17 protein-coding genes and 1 pseudogene are annotated in these 22,657 nt (G+C 59.9%); 13 read left to right on the top strand and 5 right to left on the bottom strand.

Translation table 11 applies throughout. The annotated features are described in order from the left end of the window. Positions 1 to 6: 6 nt before the first annotated feature. Positions 7 to 1,170, bottom strand: coding sequence for an isovaleryl-CoA dehydrogenase (locus BVH74_RS16625; RefSeq protein WP_080051184.1), 1,164 nt, complete (start codon positions 1,168 to 1,170; stop codon positions 7 to 9). 318 nt (positions 1,171 to 1,488) lie between these two features. Continuing rightward, positions 1,489 to 1,875: a MerR family transcriptional regulator gene (locus BVH74_RS16620; RefSeq protein WP_080051183.1), complete on the bottom strand. Its 387-nt coding sequence runs from the start codon at positions 1,873 to 1,875 to the stop codon at positions 1,489 to 1,491. Between the two features lie 195 nt (positions 1,876 to 2,070). Between BVH74_RS16620 and acs the strand changes: the two genes are divergently transcribed. From acs to moaE, 6 genes are all read left to right on the top strand, one after another. Continuing rightward, positions 2,071 to 4,032: an acetate--CoA ligase gene (acs, locus tag BVH74_RS16615; protein WP_080051182.1), complete on the top strand. Its 1,962-nt coding sequence runs from the start codon at positions 2,071 to 2,073 to the stop codon at positions 4,030 to 4,032. A 340-nt stretch (positions 4,033 to 4,372) separates the two neighbouring features. Then, a complete protein-coding gene (locus BVH74_RS16610; protein WP_177344547.1) occupies positions 4,373 to 5,497 on the top strand; it encodes a DUF4238 domain-containing protein in 1,125 nt (374 codons plus the stop codon). A 298-nt stretch (positions 5,498 to 5,795) separates the two neighbouring features. Continuing rightward, positions 5,796 to 7,055 carry an acyl-CoA dehydrogenase family protein gene (locus BVH74_RS16605; protein WP_080051180.1) on the top strand — a complete coding sequence of 420 codons (1,260 nt, stop codon included), beginning with the start codon at positions 5,796 to 5,798 and terminating at the stop codon, positions 7,053 to 7,055. An 899-nt stretch (positions 7,056 to 7,954) separates the two neighbouring features. Further along, entirely contained in the window at positions 7,955 to 8,428 is a 474-nt protein-coding gene (gene moaC, locus BVH74_RS16600; RefSeq protein WP_080051179.1) for a cyclic pyranopterin monophosphate synthase MoaC, read from the top strand. Continuing rightward, complete coding sequence (locus BVH74_RS16595; protein WP_080051178.1) at positions 8,428 to 8,676, top strand: MoaD/ThiS family protein; 249 nt, start codon at positions 8,428 to 8,430, stop codon at positions 8,674 to 8,676. Before moaC ends, BVH74_RS16595 begins: the two co-directional genes overlap by 1 nt. Position 8,677: 1 nt before the next feature. Beyond that, positions 8,678 to 9,127 (top strand): molybdopterin synthase catalytic subunit MoaE, encoded by a 450-nt coding sequence (gene moaE / locus BVH74_RS16590; protein WP_080051177.1) that lies wholly within the window; start codon positions 8,678 to 8,680, stop codon positions 9,125 to 9,127. Positions 9,128 to 9,558: 431 nt separating this feature from the next. Here moaE and BVH74_RS16585 read toward each other — a convergent pair whose 3' ends face one another. Then, positions 9,559 to 9,846 (bottom strand): GIY-YIG nuclease family protein, encoded by a 288-nt coding sequence (locus tag BVH74_RS16585; RefSeq protein WP_218189147.1) that lies wholly within the window; start codon positions 9,844 to 9,846, stop codon positions 9,559 to 9,561. A 330-nt stretch (positions 9,847 to 10,176) separates the two neighbouring features. Here BVH74_RS16585 and moaB point away from each other — a divergent pair, with 330 nt between their 5' ends. Genes moaB through BVH74_RS16570 form a run of 3 tightly spaced genes read left to right on the top strand, consistent with a single transcriptional unit; the run spans position 10,177 to position 12,378 of the window. Further along, positions 10,177 to 10,728 (top strand): molybdenum cofactor biosynthesis protein B, encoded by a 552-nt coding sequence (gene moaB / locus BVH74_RS16580; protein ID WP_080051176.1) that lies wholly within the window; start codon positions 10,177 to 10,179, stop codon positions 10,726 to 10,728. After that, positions 10,725 to 11,957 carry a molybdopterin molybdotransferase MoeA gene (locus tag BVH74_RS16575; RefSeq protein ID WP_080051175.1) on the top strand — a complete coding sequence of 411 codons (1,233 nt, stop codon included), beginning with the start codon at positions 10,725 to 10,727 and terminating at the stop codon, positions 11,955 to 11,957. The genes moaB and BVH74_RS16575 overlap by 4 nt, the downstream gene beginning before the upstream one ends. 34 nt (positions 11,958 to 11,991) lie before the next feature. Then, positions 11,992 to 12,378 (top strand): putative zinc-binding protein, encoded by a 387-nt coding sequence (locus tag BVH74_RS16570; protein WP_080051174.1) that lies wholly within the window; start codon positions 11,992 to 11,994, stop codon positions 12,376 to 12,378. Here the strand turns inward: BVH74_RS16570 and narL are convergent, their stop codons facing one another. Continuing rightward, a complete protein-coding gene (gene narL, locus BVH74_RS16565; protein WP_373279495.1) occupies positions 12,379 to 12,984 on the bottom strand; it encodes a two-component system response regulator NarL in 606 nt (201 codons plus the stop codon). Next, positions 12,962 to 14,884: pseudogene (locus BVH74_RS16560) on the bottom strand (type IV pili methyl-accepting chemotaxis transducer N-terminal domain-containing protein). The gene narL and the pseudogene BVH74_RS16560 overlap by 23 nt, the downstream one beginning before the upstream one ends. A gap of 326 nt (positions 14,885 to 15,210) precedes the next feature. Here BVH74_RS16560 and BVH74_RS16555 point away from each other — a divergent pair. The 4 genes from BVH74_RS16555 to BVH74_RS16540 all read left to right on the top strand — a co-directional run bounded on the left by BVH74_RS16555 (position 15,211) and on the right by BVH74_RS16540 (position 22,657). Continuing rightward, positions 15,211 to 16,812 (top strand): MFS transporter, encoded by a 1,602-nt coding sequence (locus BVH74_RS16555; RefSeq protein ID WP_080051172.1) that lies wholly within the window; start codon positions 15,211 to 15,213, stop codon positions 16,810 to 16,812. Positions 16,813 to 16,825: 13 nt separating this feature from the next. Then, positions 16,826 to 17,284, top strand: a complete 459-nt coding sequence (locus BVH74_RS16550) for a universal stress protein (protein WP_080051171.1) — start codon at positions 16,826 to 16,828, stop codon at positions 17,282 to 17,284. A 20-nt stretch (positions 17,285 to 17,304) separates the two neighbouring features. Further along, positions 17,305 to 18,801: an MFS transporter gene (locus BVH74_RS16545; protein ID WP_080051170.1), complete on the top strand. Its 1,497-nt coding sequence runs from the start codon at positions 17,305 to 17,307 to the stop codon at positions 18,799 to 18,801. 79 nt (positions 18,802 to 18,880) lie between these two features. Continuing rightward, positions 18,881 to 22,657 (top strand): nitrate reductase subunit alpha, encoded by a 3,777-nt coding sequence (locus tag BVH74_RS16540; protein ID WP_080051169.1) that lies wholly within the window; start codon positions 18,881 to 18,883, stop codon positions 22,655 to 22,657.

Genomic DNA, 22,657 nt, shown 5'->3' with positions numbered 1-22,657 from the left:
CGGGCTTCAGCGGGTCTCATTGAACAGTTCCCGGCCAATCAGCATGCGCCGGATCTCGCTGGTGCCGGCGCCGATCTCATAGAGTTTGGCGTCGCGCAGCAGACGTCCACAGGGGTAATCGTTGATGTAGCCGTTGCCGCCGAGAATCTGGATCGCATCCAGCGCCATTCGGGTGGCTGCTTCTGCGCTGTAGAGGATTACCCCGGCGGCATCCTTGCGGGTGGCGTCGCCGCGATCACAGGCCTGGGCGACTGCATAGAGATAGGCGCGGCTGGCGTTGAGCTGGGTATACATGTCGGCGACCTTGCCCTGGATCAACTGGAACTCGCCAATGCTCTGACCGAACTGCTGGCGGTCGTGGATATAAGGCACCACCACATCCAGACAGGCCTGCATGATGCCGGTTGGGCCGCCAGACAGCACTACGCGCTCGTAGTCCAGCCCGCTCATCAGCACCTTGACCCCGCCGTTGAGCGCGCCCAGGACATTCTCGGCAGGCACTTCAACGTCATCGAAGAACAGCGGGCAGGTGTTGGAGCCGCGCATACCCAGCTTGTCCAGCTTGTCGCCCCGGGAAAAGCCCTTGGCGCTACTCTCGACGATGAAGGCGGTGATGCCGTGCGGGCCCTGGTCTGGTTCGGTCTTGGCATAGATCACGTAGACATCGGCGTCCGGGCCGTTGGTGATCCACATCTTGCTGCCGTTGAGCACGTAGTGGTCGCCGCGCTGTTCGGCCCGCAGTTTCATGCTGACCACATCGGAGCCGGCATTCGGCTCGCTCATGGCCAGCGCGCCGACCTGTTCGCCGCTGATCAGTTTGGGCAGGTAACGGGCTTTCTGTGCGGCGGTGCCATTGCGGAAGATCTGGTTGACGCACAGGTTGGAGTGGGCCCCGTAGGACAGCGCTACCGAGGCCGAAGCCCGGCTGATTTCCTCCATGGCCACCACATGGGCCAGATAACCAAGCCCGGCGCCGCCGTACTCTTCGCTGACCGTGATGCCCAGCAGACCCAGGTCGCCAAATTTGCGCCACATGTCATGCGGAAAACTGTTGTCACGGTCGATCTGCGCCGCCCGTGGAGCCAGTTCGGCAGCCGCCAGATGCTGGACCTGTTCGCGCAGCATGTCGATGGTTTCGCCCAGGGCGAAGTTGAGGCTGGGGTAGTACATGGCGGCTCCTGTGCTTGTAGTTGTCAGAGTTTTTCCAGTACCGGTAATTTTGCTTACCTTTACGTTAACGTAAACTTGCTTGCGACCAACGTCAATGGTTGTTAATAGGGAAACACTGATTAAAGCAATTTCGGTGTTGGCCCAATTGTCGCTGACCTGTTCTGGACACGCTGTAAATACATCCCTGTACGCTCTTAGATGCCATCCCTGGCATCTAACGGTCCAGAACAGGTCAGCGCCAACAGGGCTGCTGGGCTCGCGTGCAATTAATCAGTGTTTTCATGGGAGTGTAGGAGATGGAAGCCGGAGTGAGAGTGCTCAGGCGCTGGTCTGGCCCCCTGCCAATGCCGCCAGACAGCGCTCTTCGGCGGTGTCCAGCTCCAGTTGCATCTGCTGGATATCCAGCAGTTGCTGGGCCAGTTGCTGGCGTCGTTGGCTGATCTTGTGCAGGAAGGTTTCCAGCTGTTTGCGATTGCCATGGCTGGGGTCGTACAGCTCGATCAACTCCTTGCACTCAGCCAGGGAAAAGCCGATCCTTTTACCGCGCAGAATCAGCTTGAGCGTGACCTTGTCGCGTGGGCTGTAGATGCGTTCCTGGCCGCGCCGCTCGGGGCTGAGCATGCCCTGTTCCTCGTAGAAACGGATGGCGCGGGTGGTGATGTCCAGTTCGCGGGCCAGATCGGAAATGCTGTAGGTTTCGGACATCGGTGCCTCGGGTAGCCAATGGGCTGCGAGCCCGGTCTATATTGACGTTAACGTAAGCTGGAAGCCGCTGCAGGTCAACCGCGTGGCACCCGTTCACCAAAGGTCTAATCCCGCTAAGACCTTGGTCGAATGGAATGGGAGGGGTGTGGCTACGACACTAGGGCCACAATTTTAAAACTCTCCCATGAGGTGCCCATGACCACCGAGACCTTGCATCCGGTATCCCCGGAGTTTGCCGCCAAGGCACTGATCAACGAGCAACGCTACCAGCAGATGTATCAGGCCTCTGTCAGCGATCCGGAGGCGTTCTGGGCCGAGCAGGCCAAGCGCATCGACTGGATGAAGCCGTTTTCCAAGGTCAAGCAGACCTCCTTCGATGACCACAATGTCGATATCAAGTGGTTTCTTGACGGGCACCTGAATGTCTCGGCCAACTGCCTGGACCGCCACCTGGAAACCCGTGGCGATCAGACCGCGATCATCTGGGAAGCCGACGAGCCGGGCCAGTCCAAGCACATCACCTACCGCCAACTGCACGAGCAGGTCTGCCGCTTCGCCAACGCGCTCAAGCACCAGGGCGTGGCCCAGGGCGATGTGGTGACCATCTACATGCCGATGATCCCCGAGGCTGCGGTGGCCATGCTGGCCTGTACCCGGATCGGCGCGATTCACTCGGTGGTGTTTGGTGGTTTCTCGCCCGAGGCACTGGCCGGCCGGATTCTCGACGGTCGCTCGAATGTGGTGATCACCGCTGACGAAGGCGTGCGGGCGGGTCGCAAGACCGGGCTCAAGGCCAACGTCGATGAAGCCCTGACCCATCCCGAGATCAAGACGGTCGACAAGGTCATCGTGGTGCGCCATACCGGTGCCGATATTGCCTGGCACGATCACCGCGATCTGGATTACGCCGAACTAATGGCCGCCGCCGACGCCGAGTGCGCGCCGGAGCCGATGGACAGCGAAGACCCGCTGTTCATCCTCTACACCTCCGGCTCGACCGGTAAGCCCAAGGGCATTCTGCACACCACCGGCGGCTATCTGCTGTACGCCTCGCTGACCCACCAGTATGTATTCGACTATCAGGACGGCGATGTCTACTGGTGTACCGCCGACATCGGTTGGGTGACTGGCCACAGCTACCTGATCTACGGCCCGCTGGCCAACGGGGCGACTACCCTGATGTTCGAGGGTGTACCGAACTACCCGGACGTGACCCGCATGGCTCAGGTCATCGACAGCCACAAGGTCAATATCCTCTATACCGCACCGACCGCCATCCGCTCGATGATGGCCCTGGGTGATGCCGCCATGCGCGGCGCCGATGGCAGCAGCCTGCGGGTGCTGGGCTCGGTCGGTGAACCGATCAACCCGGAAGCCTGGAACTGGTATCACCAGACCGTCGGCAAGGGCAACTGCCCGATTGTCGACACCTGGTGGCAGACCGAGACCGGCGGCATTCTGATCACCCCGCTGCCGGGCGCCACCGCGCTCAAGCCGGGCTCGGCCACTCGCCCGTTCTTTGGCGTACAGCCGGCACTGGTCGACAACGAAGGTCAGGTGCTCGAAGGCGCCACCGAAGGCAATCTGGTACTGCTGGATTCCTGGCCGGGGCAGTCGCGCTCGATCTTTGGCGACCATGATCGCTTTGTCGAAACCTACTTCAAGACCTTCAAGGGCACTTACTTCACCGGAGACGGCGCACGCCGCGACGAGGATGGCTACTACTGGATCACCGGCCGGGTCGATGACGTACTCAACGTCTCCGGGCACCGCATGGGCACCGCCGAAATCGAAAGCGCACTGGTCGCGCACAAGCAGGTGGCCGAAGCCGCGGTGGTGGGTATTGCCCACGACATCAAAGGCCAGGGCATCTACGTCTACGTGACCCTGAACTCTGGAGTCGAGCCCAGTGAAGCACTGCGTCTGGAGCTGAAGAACTGGGTTCGCCGCGAGATTGGTCCGATTGCCTCGCCCGACTGCATCCAGTGGGCTCCAGGTCTGCCCAAGACCCGCTCGGGCAAAATCATGCGCCGTATCCTGCGCAAGATCGCTGCCAGCGAGTATGAAGGGCTTGGCGATATCTCCACCCTGGCCGACCCGAGCGTGGTCGAACAGTTGATCAACGAGCACAAGGCAATGATGTTGCAATCAGCGTGATGCGCTGCTCCCCCCGATAGCGGATATCTCCTGCTCTCGATTAGGCTGCCAACGCAAGAAGGCAGCCGTTTTTTTGCCTTGGAAACGGGGTAAACCCATGCCCTTGGCAACAACGCTCGCGCAAGGCACACTGACATCATTCAACGCCGCCGGCACAAACAAAATAGAGACGTCACGCGATTACACAATCGAGTAATACGTAACTGCCTAGATGGTTGATTTAGTTGGGGGTTGTTTGGAAGCGGCCGTCGCCATAAGCGTGATCATAAAAAACCTTTGGTATGTGGTCATAAAGCCGTCGATCCACTTCACTGTTATGTGTCTTAGAGAGCTGTTGCGTATGCCAGAGAAAAAGAACCAACATTTAGTGCCAGCTTGCTACTTAAAAAATTTTATTGCTGACGTATCTTATGAGAAGAAGGTAAATCCAAATTTTACTAGTGGAATATACGTCAATGACAAAAATTTAACGGCTGGCTGGAAGCTGAGATCTATTAGGCATAAAACACTTGTAAAATCCTACTTCTACAATCTCCCTGAAGATGATTCTAAACAGCCAGTAATTGAAAGCTATTTGTCTAAAGTTGAAGGTGTTTATCCTAAAGTATTTGATGAAATTAGAAAGGGTAGGACTAGAAACGAAAACATGTCATTTATGTCTTACTTTGTCACTCTCCAGCTTATGAGGGTAGAGGCTTTCGTTGAAATTTTCCAAGGTGCTTGGGATAAAATTGCTGAATGGATGGATGCTTTTGAAGGGAAGGATAACTATCAATCTGCTTTAAAGGACGTTGCAAAAAGGCTGCTTGTTAGCACTGATTTAGGGCATGTGATACATCCACATGCGACAATCATTTATAATTCAACAAAATTTCCGTTCGTGACATCTGACAATCCAGTGGTAAGAAGACAGGTAAATATCACAGATGCATTAAGAGTTATTCCTAAGAGATATCTCCTGGAAATGGAAGATGAAAGCACGGAGGTTGCGTTCTTTTTCTTTCCTTTGAGTCCAAACATCGCATATTTGTCATGTGAGATGTTAAAAGGTCAAGAAAGCCTCCATTTTTCCGATATTGATCTCGAAAATATTTTCTACTTGAATTACTTTTCGATTGTTGACTCTTATAGTAAGGTTTATTCATCAGTGAGAGAGCCAATAAAAGGAGGGGAACAGCTTTCAAAAATATTATCCTCCGAAAGTGGCCTGATTGTAAAAATATACACCCAGTCTAAACGAATTATTTCTGTTGGCTCTATTAAAAGCGACGCAAACTCAGTTGTCACCCTTAAAGTCGAAGATTTAGAGGGCATAAAGCAAATCAAGGAAGGGGAACAGGTTAAGCTTATGGAAGTGCTCGAAGATGGTGTGAGTATAAGGGGTATGAGGGAGTGCAAGGCTTCATCAGTTAATTACACCAATGGCGAAGTTGTAATTGAATCCAACATTAAATTAAACACATAACAAATTGCTGCACTCGGAAAATCACTCGCTACGCTCCTGATTTTCCGGTGAGCAAAGCGTCAAATCAGTAGTGATACCGAAGCTGGGCGATAAGCAAAAGCGTCATCCGTGGCCTTGTAAACCAACCCGACGTAGGGGCAGAGTGTTAAAGGTGTCGCTCTCAAGCTGTGCTGGACTTTTGTTCCGCCGCAGTGGTGCGCCCTGTGGTATTCACGGCTTTTATTTTTGATTCTGATCAAAATCAAAATTAATTGACTGGATTAACGTGAGTTCAACCCCCTCGATTGGAGTTGACCTCATGAATTTTGCATACAGTGAACGGACCCAGGCGCTGATGACCCAGTTGCGTGGGTTCATGGAGCGTTACATCGTGCCACGCATCCCTGAGTGGCACCGGGCGGTGGCGGCGGGTGACTATCCGCCGCCGTTCATGGCTGACCTCAAGGCCCTGGCCAGGGAAGAGGGGCTGTGGAATCTGTTTCTGCCTGGGTTGCGCGAGGATGAGCCGGGGACCGGCCTGAGCAATCTGGAGTACGCCCCGCTGGCGGAAATCATGGGCCGGATTCACTGGGCTTCGGAAGTATTCAACTGCAATGCGCCGGATACCGGCAACATGGAGTTGCTGCACCTGTTTGCCACGGATGCGCAGTACCAGCGCTGGCTGCTGCCCTTGCTTAATGGTGAGATTCGCTCGGCCTTTGCCATGACCGAGCCGGATGTACCGTCCTCGGATGCCAGCAATATCCAGACGCTGATCCGCCGTGATGGCGATCACTATGTGATCAATGGGCGCAAGTGGTTCATCACCAATGCGGCTCATCCTGACTGCGCGTTTCTTATTGTAATGGGCAAGACCGACCCGGATGCGGACAGTCACCGTCAGCAGAGCATGATGATCGTCCCGTTCGATACCCCCGGCGTTGAGCTTGTGCGCAATATTCCGGTGATGAACCACGTTTCGGCCGAAGGTCATTGTGAGCTGCTGCTGCGCAATGTTCGGGTGCCGGTCGAGAATCTGCTGGGCAATGAGGGGGATGGGTTCATGATGGCCCAGGCCCGGTTGGGGCCGGGGCGAGTCCATCACTGCATGCGTGCCATCGGGATGGCTGAGCTGGCGCTGGAACTGATGGTTGACCGGGCTCAGGAGCGCAAGACTTTTGGCCGCTACCTGCATCAGCATGGCAGCATCAGTGAGTGGATCGCCCGTTCACGCATGGAGATTGAGCAGGCCAGGCTGCTGGTACTCAAGACCGCCTGGATGATCGATCAGGTTGGCGCGCGCAAGGCCCGCCGCGAAATTGCCATGATCAAGGCGGTGGTGCCGGCGATGTTGGGTGGTGTGGTTGATCGCGCCATGCAGGTATTCGGCGCCATGGGCCTGACCCCGGACACCCCACTGGCCGATCTGTGGACCAGCGCCCGCTCACTGCGGATCGCCGATGGCCCGGACGAGGTACACCTGCGCAGTATTGCTCGGCTGGAGATTGATGACAGTGCCGAACGGCGTGGCTCCAGCAGCGATTACCTGACGCCGCCGGATGTGTTGCGGGTGAGCTGAGTTGGGGCTCATTCGTGGGCCATGGATTGCCGCGCCGCTTCGCGGCTCGCAATGACGGTTTGGGGTGAGGGGGTAGAGTGCGGTGCGTCGGTTCTACTCCGTCATTGCGAGGGCCGCAGGCCCGTGGCAATCCAGGTGTCCGGGCGAGCAGAGCCGTCCCTTGGATTGCCGCGCCGCTGTGCGGCTCGCAATGACGGTTTGGGGTGAGGGGTGAGTACGGTGCGTCGGTTCTACTACGTCATTGCGAGGGCCGAAGGCCCGTGGCAATCCAGGTGCCCGGGTGTGCAGAGCCATCCCTTGGATTGCCGCGCCGCTGTGCGGCTCGCAATGACGGTTTGGGGTGGGGGTGGAGTGGGGGGCGTCGGTTCTACTACGTCATTGCGAGGGCCGTAGGCCCGTGGCAATCCAGGTGCCCGGGTGTGCAGAGCCATCCCTTGGATTGCCGCGCCGCTGCGCGGCTCGCAATGACGGTTTGGGGTGAGGGGTGGAGTACGGGGCGTTGGCTCTACTCCGTCATTGCGAGGGCCGAAGGCCCGTGGCAATCCAGGTGTTCGGGTGTGCAGAGTCGTCCCTTGGATTGCCGCGCCGCTTCGCGGCTCGCAATGACGGTTTGGGGTGGGGGGAGTACGGTGCGTTGGCTCTACTCCGTCATTGCGAGGGCCGCAGGCCCGTGGCAATCCAGGTGTTCGGGTGTGCAGAGCCGCCTTTTGGATTGCCGCGCCGCTGTGCGGCTCGCAATGACGGTTTGGGGTGAGGGTAGAGTGTGGTGCGTTGGCTCTACTCCGTCATTGCGAGGGCCGTAGGTCCGTGGCAATCCAGGTAACCCCCTCGTTAGAGGTAATGCCCGGCCTGGGCGGTTGCGGTAGAGTAGAGGCATGACGACGTTACAGGAATCATCGATGCTTACTCACCTCGACAGCCAGGGCCGGGCCAATATGGTCGATGTCACCGACAAGGCGGTGACTTTCCGTGAAGCCGTGGCGCAAAGCCGGGTGCGCATGCTCCCGCAAACCCTGGAGCTGATCCAGACCGGCGGCCATCCCAAGGGGGATGTATTTGCCGTAGCCCGGATCGCCGGCATCCAGGCGGCCAAACGCACCCATGAACTGATCCCGCTGTGTCACCCGCTACTGCTGACCGGGGTCAAGGTCGAACTGTTTGCCGAGGCGCCGGATGCGGTACGGATCGAGGCGCGCTGCAAACTGGCCGGTCAGACCGGGGTAGAGATGGAAGCCCTGACCGCCGCCAGTATCGCCGCACTGACCCTGTACGACATGTGCAAGGCGGTGGACAAGGGCATGGTGATCGAATCGACCCGGCTGCTCAGCAAGCACGGCGGCAAGAGTGGCGACTACCAGGCGGAGCCGGACTGATGCTGACCCTCAACTATTTCGCCCGTTACCGGGAAACCCTCAATTGTGATCAGGAGCAACTGCCCTGGTCGGCTGAACTCGATAGCGTTGCTGCGGTGCGTGACTTGCTGCTGGCCCGGGGTGAAGCCTGGCAGGTGCTGGCCGAACCGCGTCTGATGTGCGCTCGCAATCAGGAATTGTGTGGTTTGGATGAGCCTTTGGCCGATGGCGATGAAGTGGCGTTTTTTCCGCCGGTAACCGGAGGCTGATATGGCGATACGGGTGCAGACGGCCTGCTTCGATCCTGGCCAGTTACTCAACCAGTTGCATGCCGATCAGCTTGGGGTTGGTGCGGTGGTCGGGTTTGTTGGTTATGTGCGTGATTTCAATGACGGCCAGGAAGTGGCCGGCATGCTGCTTGAGCACTATTCGGGGATGACCGAGAAGGCGCTGGGCAAGATTGTCGATCTGGCCCGTGAGCGCTGGCCGCTGCTGACCGTTGAAGTGTTGCACCGGGTTGGACGCCTGGAGCCGGGTGAGCCAATCGTGTTTGTTGGCGTCAGCTCTGCTCACCGAGAGGCAGCTTTTGAGGCCTGTCATTTCATCATCGACTACCTCAAGACCCAGGCCCCATTCTGGAAAAAGGAAGACACCGCGGACGGCCCACGCTGGGTCGATGCCCGTGAGAGCGATGATGCGGCGTTGAAGCGCTGGGTTTGAGGTGGGGTGTTGTGTAGCCGCCTATGGATTGCCACGGGCCTGCGGCCCTCGCAATGACGAGGGCGGGAAGTGGGCACGGAGATTGGGGCTGTTGCTCCCGGCCGTCATTGCGAGCCGCGTAGTGGCGTGGCAATCCAGGGGTGTTGTTGATGCGGGCGCTTGGATTGCCGCGGGCCTTCGGCCCTCGCAATGACGGGGGTGGGGCGTGGGCACGGTGATGGGGTTTGTTGCTCCCGGCCGTCATTGCGAGCCGTGTAGCGGCGTGGCAATCCAGGAGTGTTGTTGATGAGGGCGCTTGGATTGCCACGGGCCTTTGGCCCTCGCAATGACGGGGTTGGTGGGGGCGGTGTGTGGTGATTGGGGCTGTTACTCCCGGTCGTCATTGCGAGCCGCGTAGCGGCGTGGCAATCCAGGGTTTCGCTGCCGCACTCTTACAGGGTCGTATACAAATCGTTCCAGTGTGGGTTGCTTTCTTCGATCAGGCGGATTTTTCCTGCGCGGTTGCCGGCTTTTAGCTGTTTCTCTCGACTTATGGCTTCTGCCATTTGTTCATGTCTTTCATACCAGACCAGTTTGGTGAGTCCGTACCGGGAGGTGAAGCCGGGTACTGCTCCGGTTCGATGCTGCCAGACGCGGGCAGGTAGGTTGGAGGTGACGCCAACGTACAGTGTGCCGTTGGGTTTGTTGCTCATGATGTAGACACAGGGTTCCCTGATCATACGGCCATCCTTGGGGTGCTTTCGGGAGGGGCAGTGTTGCGCAGGTTTGATGGTGGGTGCAACCGGGGTGCGTATGAGGTGGCCTATGGATTGCCACGGACCTGAGGTCCTCGCAATGACGGGTAGGTGGAGGCGGTGTGTGGCGATTGGGGTTGTTACTCCCAAACTGTCATTGCGAGCCGCGCAGCGGCGTGGCAATCCAGGGTGGGGATGTGTGAGGGGGTAGTGCCATACCCCTCCAATGCTCCGGGTATGTACCTCCATAGGGCACTATCGGTCAGTGCTGATCAACTGCATGCTCAAAGCCAGACTTTCTAGGAGGTTTGGCTTATGGCCCACCTGGCTTCTCAGGCTTTTATTCCCTTGCGCATCGCTGTGCTGACGGTCAGCGATACCCGTACTCTGGAAACCGATGACTCCGGTCGCACTCTGGTTGAGCGCTTGCAGGCTGCAGGCCATGTGCTGGCTGACCGGCAGTTGGTGATCGACGATATCTACCTGCTGCGGGCCCAGGTGTCGCAGTGGATTGCTGCGCCGGACGTTCAGGTGGTGCTGATCACCGGGGGGACCGGGTTTACTGCGCGGGACAATACACCCCAGGCCATCAGCCCGCTGCTGGACAAGAGCATGGATGGCTTTGGCGAGCTGTTTCGTCAGTTGTCGTTCCAGGAAATTGGTACTTCGACCGTGCAGTCCCGGGCGCTGGCCGGTTTTGCCAATGGCACGCTGGTGTGTTGTTTGCCGGGCTCGCCGGGTGCCTGTCGCACTGCATGGGATGGGATTCTGGCGCTGCAACTGGATAGTCGGACCCGACCGTGCAACGCCGTGCCTCACCTCAAGCCGATTGAACAGCAGGTGGCATGTTGCGGGAGTCGGTCATGAGCCAATGCGACTGCACGACCAGCCAGCATCTGTTGCCGCTGGAAGTGGCACTGGCCCATCTGCTTGAGTTCATGCCGGACCCGCTGGTCAGCGAGCCGGTGGAGCTGCACCAGGCGCTTGGCCGGGTGCTGGCCATGGATCAGCACGCGCTGCTGGATGTGCCGGCCTGGGACAATAGTGCGATGGACGGTTACGCGCTGCGGGCCAGTGATCTGCCGGCTGCGGGCGGCTGGTTGCCGGTTTTGGGGCGGGTGGCGGCAGGTGATCAGGCTGATCTTCTGGCGCCGCAGACAGCAGTGCGGATCTTTACCGGTGCACCATTGCCACCTGGGGCCGATAGTGTCGTGCCGCAGGAGCAGTGCCGGGTCGAAGGTGGGCAGGTTTTGCTGCCGGCATTGACGCCGGGTCAGCATGTTCGCCGTCAGGCTGAAGAATTGCGCCGTGGGGATCTTCTGGTGCCCAAAGGGCAGCGCTTGCGGGCTCAGGACATTGGCCTGCTGGCCAGTCATGGGCTGGCCCGGATACCGGTCTACCGGCGTCTGCGGGTCGCCTTGGTGAGCAGTGGTGATGAGCTGCGTGAGCCAGGGCAGCCGGTGGCCGGCGGGCAGATCTACGATGCCAATCGCTATACATTGCTCAGTCTGTTGCAGGGCTGGGGGATGGAGGTGATCGATGGTGGATGCCTGGCCGATGATCTGGCGCTCACCCGCAACCGTCTGGCCGAACTGGCCGGACAGGCTGACGTGCTGCTCAGTTCGGGTGGCGTCTCGGTTGGTGAAGAAGATCATCTGAAACTGGCAGTGCAGGATCTGGGCAGTCTGCAACTGTGGCGGCTGGCGATTCAACCGGGCAAGCCGCTGGCCTTTGGCGAGGTGGCCGGGACGCCGTGGATCGGTTTGCCGGGGAACCCGGTGGCGGTTCTGGTTACCGCATTGATGGTGGCGCGGCCCTGGTTGCTAAAGGCTCAGGGCTGCCTGACCGACAACCCCATGCCGTATTTGCTGCCGGCCGGTTTTGACTGGCCCAAGGCCCGGCCACGACGTCAGTTTCTGCGTGGCCGCCACGAGTCCTGTGCAACTGGCCAACAGGCGGTGCTGCACGAGAACCAGGGCTCGGCCATGCTCAGCGCAGCCTGTTGGGCCGCAGGGCTGGTGGAGATCGAGCCGGAGCGGACCCTGAAACAGGGAGATCTGGTGCGCTACTGGCCATTCGAGCAACTGCTTGTCTGACTCTGTTACATGTAACCTCAGCGAGGTGACAAACATGTCGTCTACATCTGAACACCCTTTGATCTACTCCTGTTCCGGCTGCTCCAATGTCGCACAGTTGGCCAATAACCTGGCGCTGCGCCTGGATCGGGCCGGAGTGGCGGAAATGTCCTGTATTGCCGGCGTTGGTGGTGGCGTTGCGGCGCTGGTCAAACTGGCCCGCTCCGGGCGTCCGATCGTCGCCATCGATGGCTGCCGGCTGCATTGCGTCAAAGCCTGCCTGGCTCGCTGCCAGGTGCAGCCGGATGAACACATCGTGTTGAGTGACCTGGGCCTGCGCAAGCGCTTTGGCACGGACTGTACCCAGGAGCAGGCTGACCTGCTTGAGGACCGGCTGGTCGAGCAGATCTGGGAGTTGAAGACCCGTATTGCCAGCGGCTGATCAGTTCAGATGGTTTTCCACTACCCAGACCGCCGCTTCGGTGCGTGAGCGCATGCCCAGCTTGTTGAGCAGGCGTTTGACGTGGACCTTGACCGTACCTTCGGTGATATCCAGGCGGCGCGCGATCATCTTGTTGCTGTGGCCCTTGGCGATCAGCTTGAGCACATCCTTTTCCCGCTTGGTCAGAGACGCGGCTGAACTAGGCTGATGCTTGCTGGGGCGCTCACGAATGGCCTGGGCCAGCACCATGGTCAGGTCCGGGCTCAGGGCCAATTGACCGTGGGCGGCCTTGCGGATCTGCTCGACCAGGTGATCGGCGTCCATGTCCTTGAGCAGATAGCCGTCGGCCCCCTGGCGCAGGGCCTCAAGCACATGGCCGTGCTCGTCGGAAACGGTAAACATCACGATTCGGGCATCGCAGCCGGCGTCGCGCAGTTGGCGGACGGTTTCGATGCCATCCATACCGGGCATGTTCAGGTCCATCAGAATCAGGTCGGGCTCGTGCTGCTCGGCCAGCTGCAGGGCTTCTGCGCCACTGCCGGCTTCACCGACCGGTTGCAGGTCGTCTTCCAGTTCCAGCAGGTCACGCAAACCGCGACGCATCATCGGGTGGTCGTCGACCAACAGAATGCGGGTGATGTCCTCTTCACTCATTTCAGACTGACTCCTGTCTCAGGGGGATTCGTCGATAGTCGGGGGCAAAGCGTAACCAGACCCGGGTGCCGCCAGCTTCGCGTGGGTCGATGCTGACCTCGCCATGCAGACCTTCGGCACGTTCACGCAAAATGGTCAGCCCATAGTGACCGCTAGGGCTGACGCTGTCGCCAATACCAATGCCGTTGTCCTCGATCTGGACATGGATCATGCCCTTGCGGTCCTGATACAGGCTCAGCCAGCACTGGCTGGCCTTGGCGTGTTTGAGCACGTTGCTCAGGGCTTCTCGGACTACCTGCAGGCAGTGGATTTCCTCGTTGGGGGTCAGCGGGCAGTGATCGAGCTGGTAGTTGAAATGAATGTCCAGCCCGGAGTTGCTGCTGAACTCTTCCACGGTGGCGTGCAGGGCTGGCTTGAGTCCGGGGGCGTTGACCTTGATACGGAAGGTGGTGAGCAGCTCGCGTAGTTGTCGATAGGCGGCATTCAATCCCTGTTCAATCTCGCCAGCGGTAGCGCTCAGGGTCTCGCTGTCGGCGCCACGTGCAGCCAGGCGTTTGAGTCGTGCCAACTGCAGCTTCTGCGCCGACAGTGCCTGGGCCAGCGAGTCGTGCAGTTCGCGGGCGATGACTGCACGCTCTTCCATCAGCGCCATGCGTGCCTGTTGTTCGCCCTGACCAGCAAGGCTGAGTGAGGCGGCAAACAGGTCTGCCAGGGTGAGCATCAACTGTTCCTGCCAGGGCTCCAGTGCCTGATCGGCCGGATGCTCAACCCGCAGGGTGCCCAGCTCGCTGGCCCCGGAGCGCATGGCAAAGCTGATCAGCCGGTTGCCGTTGGCCAGCAGCCCCTGGTTGGCCTGCGCCGGGCAGGCTGCACACTGGGGGAGGTCGCAATAGTAGGGTGGCAGCATATCGAGCGAGCTGATAGCGGTGTGACTGCCGGCTTCCCCGGGGCGGTTCAGGCACAGGCTGACCGGGCCACTGCCCAGTGCTTCCTGCACTTTGCTGAGCAACTGACCCATCATCTGACCGGGGTCCTGGGGCTGGCTGTAGAGCATCTGTGCGCCGTTGAACAGCAGTTGCAGGCTGGCGTTGCTGCGTTGCAGCTCGGCGGTCTTGTCGCTGACTTTCTGTTCCATCTGGGCGTACAGCTCGGCCAGCTCCTGACTCATCTGGTTGAGCGTGCGAGCCAGCAGACTCAGCTCGGTATCACCCGCAACCTCGACCCGGCTGCTGAAGTTGCCGCGCCCGATCTGCCGGGCCATGGCGGTCAGCGCGCGCAGCGGTGTCGCCAGGTTGTTGTGCAGGCGGTTGATCAGCAAAAAGGCGATCAACACGATGATGAACAGGGTGCCGACCTGCAGTACCCGAATCACCCCCAGTTTGCGTTCCGAGGCTTCCTGCAGGCTGCGCACGAAACCGTCCAGCTCCTGGGTAAAGGCATCCAGTTCGCTGAGATAACGCGCCAGATCACGGGGCTGGTCGGCCAGTTGTGGGCGCATGGTATAGGCCCAATGGCTGACGATGGTGGCGTAGCGCTCCGGGAGCGCACTGTTGGGGTGGCGGCGCACGGTCAGCAGTAGCGCCGGCGAGGTCAGGGTATCGTCCAGCCGTTGCAGGCGTTCGGCCAGCCGCTCGTCATCGCCCTGGGTGGCAGTCAGGGCCAGACGGTAGGCCTGCATGCGCAGGCTGCCGGCCTGGTTGATGGCGGCGGCGTCACCTTCCAGGGCATCAGCCATGTACAGGTTGCCGAGCAGACTTAACACCGACACGCCGATGATCACCACAAACGCCAGCAGCGTGTGGAACACCACTGAATGGCGGGGAGTGAGCGGGTCAGGCGGGGTGTTGGGCATGAGAGCTTGGCAGATTCTGGCGGCAGGTAGAACCAATTGTGCGCCAGACGCCGATTTTTGCAATCACCGGCGGTAGGTATCTCCAATAAGCCGGGCTGCTGGCGGGCTACTCCCTATGTTGTGTCTCAGTCTTTTAATTGTTTGATTTTAATGGATTTATTTTGTTTTAAATAGGTATCCAAAAAGAGGTATGAGCCCGATTTTGCTCGCCTGTGCGAAATGGTCGTGTTGATCCAGATCAAGTTTTGCCAGGCCACATCCCCTTAGCGTGCGAGCCATGGAGCCGGTATGGCCGGTCCCGACTTGCACCAGACAGAGGATGCGCCATGAGCATGATCAAGAAATGGGATGTGGAGGAACCGGTTTTCTGGGAGTCCACCGGCAAGAAAATTGCCAACCGCAATCTATGGATTTCTATCCCAAGTCTGCTGATGGGGTTCGCCATCTGGCTGATGTGGGGCATCGTCACCGTTCAGATGATCAACCTGGGCTTTCCCTTTGCTCCGGCTGAACTGTTCACCCTGACCGCCATCGCCGGCCTGACCGGGGCGACCCTGCGGATTCCGGCCTCGTTCATGATCCGCATCGCTGGCGGTCGCAACACCATCTTTCTGACCACCGCGCTGCTGATGATTCCGGCCGCGGGTGCTGGCATGGCGCTGCAAAATCCCAATACGCCGTTGTGGGTGTTTCAGTTGCTGGCCTTTCTCTCGGGTATCGGCGGCGGCAACTTCGCCTGCTCGATGAGCAACATCAGCGGTTTCTTCCCGAAGAACCAGCAGGGTCTGGCCCTGGGCCTGAATGCCGGGCTGGGCAATTTCGGGGTGACCACCATGCAGATTCTGATTCCGCTGGTAATGACCGCCGGGGTGTTTGGAGCTTTTGCCGGTGGTTCCATGGTGCTGACCCAGGACAGCGGCACTTTGATCGGACGAATTCCGGCCGGGACTGAAACCTGGATTCAGAACGCCGGTTGGGTCTGGCTGGTGTTTCTGATTCCGCTGGCGTTTGCCGGCTGGTTCGGCATGAACAACCTTGAGCCAATTACCCCGAATCCGGGCAGCGCCCTGGGTGCTTTCGGCAAAATTCTTGGCCTGTACGGCGTGGGCTTCATTGCCGCTGCGGTGGGCCTGTATCTGTATCTGCCGGCTCCGGTGGGGCTGGGTGTACTCAATATGTGGCTGACCATGATCCTGATCATGGGGCTGACCCTGGGCTTGTTGCGGCTGCTGCCGGGCAGCATTCAGCCGAACATCAAGCGCCAGTTCGCGATCTTCCGCGACAAGCACACCTGGTCGATGAGCGTGCTGTACATCCTTACCTTCGGCTCCTTCATTGGCTTCTCGATGGCGCTGCCGTTGTCAATCACGGTGATCTTCGGCTTCGTTACCGAGGTGGCAGCCGACGGCACGATAACCCGGGTGGCCAACCCCAATGCGCCCAGCGCGCTGACCTATGCCTGGATTGGCCCGTTCATCGGTGCGCTGATCCGCCCGCTGGGTGGCTGGATCTCTGACAAGGTTGGCGGCTCGATTGTCACCCAGGTGATCTCGGTGGTGATGGTCGCAGCCTCGGTGGCGGTCGGCTACGTGCTGCAGCAGGCCTACAGCTCCAGCCAGCCTGAGCAGTACTTCTTCCTGTTCCTGGTGCTGTTCCTGGTGCTGTTCGCTGCCAGCGGCATCGGTAACGGTTCGACCTTCCGCACCATCGGTGTGATCTACGACCGCGAGAAGGCTGGCCCGGTACTGGGCTGGACCTCGGCGGTGGCCGCTTACGGCTCCTTCGTTGCCCCGATCGTGATTGGTGAGCAGGTCAAGGCCGGCACCCCGGAGGTGGCCATGTACGGGTTCGCGGTGTTCTACGCCCTGTGCCTGGTTCTCAACTGGTGGTTCTACCTGCGCCGCAATGCCTATGTGAAGAACCCCTGAGCGGAGACAGACCATGAGAATCATGATCGCTTACGACAACTCACGTAATTCCCGCAAGGCGCTGGATGCCACCATCGCCATGTTCAAGCCGCTCGACCCGCTGATCATGCTGATCGGGGTGGTTGAAGGCTCGTTGGACACCAGTGACGCCAGTTCCGAACTGTTCAGCCAGCAACGCGCCGAGTTCCAGGGCTTTCTGCGCGAGGCGGCCGAGCGGGTCGGTCAGGCCGGCCTCAATGCCGATGTGATTCTGGCCGAAGGCGACGCCCGCAAGATGATCCTCAAGGCTGCCGAGCACAAGAAGCCCGACCTGCTGGTGATTGCCCGTCACAGCAACGAGCCGGACGGTGGCTTCATATCGCGCTCGCTCAATCTGCTGGTCGATGAACTCGACTACATGACTTTTGGCAGTGTCAGTGCCTTCCTGGCGCGCCGGGCTCCGTGCCCGGTGCTGATCCAGGCTTGCCCCTGAGTTGCAAGGAGTAACGGAACATGAAAGTTGCTGATGTGTTCAAGTGGAAGAATCCGGAAATCAGGGCGCTGCATCTGACCTGGATCGCTTTCTACATCACTTTCTTCGTCTGGTTCGGCATGGCGCCGCTGGCGTCGAGCATGCTGAAAAGCCTCGACTGGCTGACCCCGGACGATATCAAGCTGTTTGCCATTGCCAACGTGGCGCTGACGATCCCGGCGCGGATCATCGTCGGGATGGCGCTGGACCGTTGGGGGCCGCGCCGGGTGTTCTCGGTGCTGCTGGTGGTGATGGCGCTGCCGGCGCTGTTCTTCGCCTTTGGTGACAGCCGCGTACAACTGCTGGTATCACGCCTGGTGCTCAGCTCGATTGGCGCCAGTTTTGTGGTCGGCATCCACATGACCGCCATGTGGTTCAAGCCCAAGGACATCGGTTTTGCCGAAGGCTTCTATGCCGGCTGGGGCAACTTCGGTTCGGCTGCTGCAGCCATGAGCCTGCCGGCTATCGCGATCCATATCTTCGGCGGTCCGGAAGGCTGGCGCTGGGCGATTGCCAGCTCGGCGCTGATCATGGCGGCCTACGGGGTCTACTACTGGTTTGCGATTTCCGACGGCCCGCCCGGTACCGTGCATCACAAGCCGAAGAAGGCCAGTGCCATGGAGGTCAGTACCTGGGCCGACATGATCAAGCTGATTCTCTGGACCATCCCCATGGTCGGCGTGCTGGGCATCCTGGTCTGGCGGATTGAGGACATGGGCTACCTGTCAGCAACCGGCGCAACGGTCTGCTACGTGGTGATTGCCCTGGTGGTGCTGTACCAGATCATCCAGATCCTGCGGGTCAACGTGCCGATCCTGAAGAAGGGCGTGCCGGAGGATGACAAGTATCCGTTCAACAGCGTCGCCGCGCTGAACTCGACCTATTTCGCCAACTTCGGTGCCGAGCTGGCGGTGGTGTCGATGCTGCCGATGTTCTTCGAATTGACCTGGGGGCTGACTCCGACAACCGCCGGGATCATTGCCGCCTCGTTCGCCTTCGTCAATCTGGTTGCCCGACCAATGGGCGGGCTGGTGTCCGACCGTTTGGGTAATCGCCGCTTCGTGATGCTGGCCTACATGTTCGGTATCGGTGTCGGCTTCCTGATGATGGGGCTGATGAGCGAGAAGTGGCCGTTGCTGGTTGCCGTGGCGGTGACTGTGGCCTGCTCGGTATTCGTGCAGGGGGCTGAGGGCGCGACCTTCGGCATCATCCCCTCGATCAAGCGGCGCATCACCGGGCAAATCTCGGGGATGGCGGGCGCGTATGGCAATGTCGGGGCGGTCTGCTACCTTACTCTCTATACGTTCGTATCCCCGTCGCAGTTCTTCATGATCATTGCCGCCGGGGCCTTCATCAGCTTCGCCCTCTGTTTTGTCTGGCTCAAGGAACCTGAGGGGGCGTTCTCCGAGGAGTACTACGTGTCCTCGGTGGATCGTGAGCTTGAGGCCCTCCGTCAACAGGAAGTGACGATCAAATAAAGCAAAAAACGGCAGCAGTTCCGCTAGCAATCCCGATAGCCACTGAACGGCTTATCCGTTCGGAATGAGGAGAACCACCATGAGCCATCTGCTCGATCAACTGCGCTTCTTCAAGAGGAAGCAGGGCGAATTCGCTGACGGTCACGGCGAGACCCGCGAGGAGTCGCGTGACTGGGAGAACGTCTACCGTGCGCGTTGGCAGTACGACAAAATCGTCCGCTCGACCCACGGGGTCAACTGTACCGGGTCCTGTTCCTGGAAGATCTACGTCAAGAACGGCCTGATCACCTGGGAAACCCAGCAGACCGACTATCCGCGCACCCGTCCGGACCTGCCCAACCACGAGCCCCGTGGTTGCCCGCGCGGTGCCAGCTACAGCTGGTATATCTACAGCGCCAACCGGGTCAAGTATCCCAAGGTGCGCAAGTCGCTGCTCAAACTCTGGCGTGAGGCCCGGGCGGGCAAGACCCCGGTCGAGGCCTGGGCCAGTATTGTCGAGGATCCGGCCAAGTCCCGCTCGTACAAGAGCAAGCGTGGTCTGGGCGGCTTTGTGCGCTCCAGCTGGGAGGAAGTGACCGAGATCATCGCCGCTGCCAACGTCTATACCATCAAGCAGTACGGCCCGGATCGGGTGATTGGTTTCTCACCGATTCCGGCCATGTCGATGATCAGCTACGCCGCCGGCAGCCGCTACCTGTCGCTGATTGGCGGGGTGTGCATGAGCTTCTACGACTGGTACTGCGACCTGCCGCCGGCCTCGCCGATGGTCTGGGGCGAGCAGACCGACGTGCCGGAGTCGGCCGACTGGTACAACTCCAACTACATCATTGCCTGGGGTTCCAACGTACCGCAGACCCGGACCCCGGATGCGCACTTCTTCACTGAGGTGCGCTACAAGGGCACCAAGACCGTGGCGGTAACCCCGGACTACTCCGAGGTGGCCAAGCTCACCGACCTGTGGCTCAACCCCAAGCAGGGCACCGATGCGGCGCTGGCCCAGGCCATGAACCATGTGATCTTCAAGGAATTTCACCTGGAAAAACCCAGCGCCTATTTCACCGACTATGTGCGCCGCTATACCGACCTGCCAATGCTGGTGCTGCTTGAGCCCCTGGCCGGCGGCTATCAGCCGACCCGGTTCCTGCGCGCCTCCGATCTGGATGGCAAGCTTGGCCAGGACAACAATCCCGAGTGGAAAACCGTGGCGGTTGACGGCCCGACCGGTGAGCTGGTGTCGCCGTTGGGTTCGATCGGTTATCGCTGGGGCGAGTCCGGAAAATGGAATATCGAGGCCCGTGAAGGGCGTGACGGCCGCGATGTCGAGTTGCAACTGTCACAGCTCGATGGCGGCGAAGCGGTCGAGGTGGCCTTCCCGTATTTTGGCGGCCAACTGCACGAGCATTTCCAGCACGTCGAGGGCGAGGAAATTCAGTTGCGCCGGGTGCCGGCCCGCAGCCTGACCCTGGGTGACGGCCGGGCGGTCAAGGTCGCCACGGTATTTGATATTCAGGCCGCCGGTCTGGGGATTGATCGTGGCCTGGGTGGTGGCAACGTTGCCAGCAGCTACGACGATGCCAGCGTTCCCGGCACCCCGGCCTGGCAGGAGCAGATCACCGGTGTTGCGCGTGAGAAGGTGATCCAGATCGCCCGCGAGTTCGCCGATACCGCCGACAAGACCCATGGCCGGTCGATGATTATCGTCGGTGCGGCGATGAACCACTGGTACCACATGGACATGAACTACCGCGGCCTGATCAACATGCTGATGTTGTGCGGTTGCGTGGGTCAGACCGGGGGTGGCTGGGCGCACTACGTGGGTCAGGAAAAACTGCGCCCGCAGTGTGGCTGGCTGCCACTGGCCTTCGGCCTGGACTGGAGCCGTCCGCCGCGGCAAATGAACAGCACCAGCTTCTTCTACAACCACAGCTCGCAGTGGCGCCACGAGAAGATGAGCATTCATGAAGTGCTCTCACCCTTGGCCGACAAGAGCCAGTTCCCCGAGCACATGCTCGATTACAACGTCCGCGCCGAACGTGCCGGCTGGTTGCCCAGCGCGCCGCAGCTCAATCGCAACCCGCTGCAGATCTGCCGTGAAGCGGCAGCCAAAGGCCTGGAGCCGAAGGACTATGTACTGCAATCGTTGCAGGACGGCAGTCTGAAGTTCGCCTGTGAGCAGCCCGATAACCCGGACAACTTCCCGCGCAACCTGTTCATCTGGCGCTCCAACCTGCTGGGCAGCTCCGGCAAGGGCCATGAGTACATGCTCAAGTACCTGCTGGGCGCTGAGAAGCATGGCGTGCTCAACGAGGATCTGGGCAAGCGAGACGGCTTCAAGCCACATGAGGCCGAGTGGGTCGATGAGGGTGCGATCGGCAAGCTGGATCTGGTCACCACGCTGGACTTCCGCATGTCCAGTACCTGCGTGTATTCGGACATCGTGCTGCCGACCGCCACCTGGTACGAAAAGGACGATCTCAACACCTCGGACATGCACCCGTTCATCCATCCGCTGTCGCAGGCGGCGGACCCGGCCTGGGAGTCGAAGTCGGACTGGGAAATCTACAAGGCCATCGCCAAGAAGTTTTCCCAGGTGGCCGAGGGTGTGCTTGGGGTCGAACAGGATCTGGTCACCGTGCCGCTGCTGCATGACAGCCCCGGCGAACTGGCTCAGCCGTTCGGTGGTACGGATTGGAAAACCGCCGGTGAAGCGCCGGTACCGGGCAAGAACTGCCCGAACATGATGGTGGTCGAGCGTGACTACCCCAACACCTACAAGAAGTTCACCTCGCTTGGGCCGCTGCTGGACAAGCTGGGTAACGGTGGCAAGGGGATCGGCTGGAATACCGAGCATGAGGTCGAGTTCCTCGGCAAGCTCAACCATGTGGTGCAGGAAGAGGGTGTCAGCCAGGGCCGGCCACAGATCAATACTGCCATTGATGCTGCCGAGGTCGTACTCAGCCTGGCACCCGAGACCAATGGTCATGTGGCGGTCAAGGCCTGGGCGGCACTGTCGAAATTCACCGGTCGCGATCACACCCATCTGGCACTGGCCAAGGAGCACGAAGCGATCCGCTTCCGTGACATTCAGGCGCAGCCGCGCAAGATCATTTCCAGCCCGACCTGGTCTGGCCTGGAAGACGAGAAGGTCAGTTACAACGCCGGCTACACCAACGTCCACGAGCTGATTCCATGGCGCACCATCACCGGTCGTCAGCAGTTCTATCAGGATCACCCGTGGATGCAGGCGTTCGGTGAGCAGCTGATGAGTTATCGCCCGCCGATCAACACCCGCACCATTGAGTACGTCAAGGGCAAGAAGCCCAACGGCAATACCGAGATCGTGCTGAACTGGATCACCCCGCACCAGAAGTGGGGCATCCACAGCACCTACTCGGACAACCTGATCATGCTCACTCTCAGTCGGGGTGGGCCGATCATCTGGCTGTCGGAAATCGATGCCCAAAAAGCCGGTATCGAAGACAACGACTGGGTCGAGTGCTTCAACGCCAACGGTGCGCTGGTCGCCCGGGCGGTGGTCAGTCAACGGGTCAAGGAGGGCATGGTGATGATGTACCACGCCCAGGAACGGATCGTGAACATGCCGGGCAGTGAAATGACCGGTACTCGTGGCGGTCACCACAACTCGGTCACCCGGGTGGTGCTCAAGCCGACTCACATGATCGGTGGCTATGCCCAGCAGGCCTATGGTTTCAACTACTACGGCACCGTGGGCTGCAACCGTGACGAGTTCGTTGTGGTACGCAAGATGAGCAAGGTCGACTGGCTGGATGGTGCCGAACATGGCGGACTGGGCGGCGACGCTCTGCCGCAACCCTTGCCGCGTGATATCGACTGA

This window comes from Halopseudomonas phragmitis (assembly GCF_002056295.1).
Taxonomy (GTDB): Bacteria; Pseudomonadota; Gammaproteobacteria; order Pseudomonadales; family Pseudomonadaceae; genus Halopseudomonas; species Halopseudomonas phragmitis.
Note: the sequence above shows the minus strand (reverse complement) of the source record. Positions and strands in the feature narration are given on the sequence as shown.

Excerpts from the sequence above, each read along its gene's own strand:
- BVH74_RS16625 (WP_080051184.1), bottom strand. The coding sequence starts at position 1,170 with ATGTACTACCCCAGCCTCAACTTCGCCCTGGGCGAAACCATCGACATG.
- BVH74_RS16540 (WP_080051169.1), top strand. The coding sequence starts at position 18,881 with ATGAGCCATCTGCTCGATCAACTGCGCTTCTTCAAGAGGAAGCAGGGC.
- BVH74_RS16605 (WP_080051180.1), top strand. The coding sequence starts at position 5,796 with ATGAATTTTGCATACAGTGAACGGACCCAGGCGCTGATGACCCAGTTG.
- BVH74_RS16570 (WP_080051174.1), top strand. The coding sequence starts at position 11,992 with ATGTCGTCTACATCTGAACACCCTTTGATCTACTCCTGTTCCGGCTGC.
- moaE (WP_080051177.1), top strand. The coding sequence starts at position 8,678 with ATGGCGATACGGGTGCAGACGGCCTGCTTCGATCCTGGCCAGTTACTC.
- moaC (WP_080051179.1), top strand. The coding sequence starts at position 7,955 with ATGCTTACTCACCTCGACAGCCAGGGCCGGGCCAATATGGTCGATGTC.
- moaB (WP_080051176.1), top strand. The coding sequence starts at position 10,177 with ATGGCCCACCTGGCTTCTCAGGCTTTTATTCCCTTGCGCATCGCTGTG.
- BVH74_RS16575 (WP_080051175.1), top strand. The coding sequence starts at position 10,725 with ATGAGCCAATGCGACTGCACGACCAGCCAGCATCTGTTGCCGCTGGAA.
- acs (WP_080051182.1), top strand. The coding sequence starts at position 2,071 with ATGACCACCGAGACCTTGCATCCGGTATCCCCGGAGTTTGCCGCCAAG.
- BVH74_RS16595 (WP_080051178.1), top strand. The coding sequence starts at position 8,428 with ATGCTGACCCTCAACTATTTCGCCCGTTACCGGGAAACCCTCAATTGT.
- BVH74_RS16550 (WP_080051171.1), top strand. The coding sequence starts at position 16,826 with ATGAGAATCATGATCGCTTACGACAACTCACGTAATTCCCGCAAGGCG.
- BVH74_RS16555 (WP_080051172.1), top strand. The coding sequence starts at position 15,211 with ATGAGCATGATCAAGAAATGGGATGTGGAGGAACCGGTTTTCTGGGAG.
- BVH74_RS16610 (WP_177344547.1), top strand. The coding sequence starts at position 4,373 with ATGCCAGAGAAAAAGAACCAACATTTAGTGCCAGCTTGCTACTTAAAA.
- BVH74_RS16620 (WP_080051183.1), bottom strand. The coding sequence starts at position 1,875 with ATGTCCGAAACCTACAGCATTTCCGATCTGGCCCGCGAACTGGACATC.
- BVH74_RS16585 (WP_218189147.1), bottom strand. The coding sequence starts at position 9,846 with ATGATCAGGGAACCCTGTGTCTACATCATGAGCAACAAACCCAACGGC.
- BVH74_RS16545 (WP_080051170.1), top strand. The coding sequence starts at position 17,305 with ATGAAAGTTGCTGATGTGTTCAAGTGGAAGAATCCGGAAATCAGGGCG.
- narL (WP_373279495.1), bottom strand. The coding sequence starts at position 12,984 with ATGATGCGTCGCGGTTTGCGTGACCTGCTGGAACTGGAAGACGACCTG.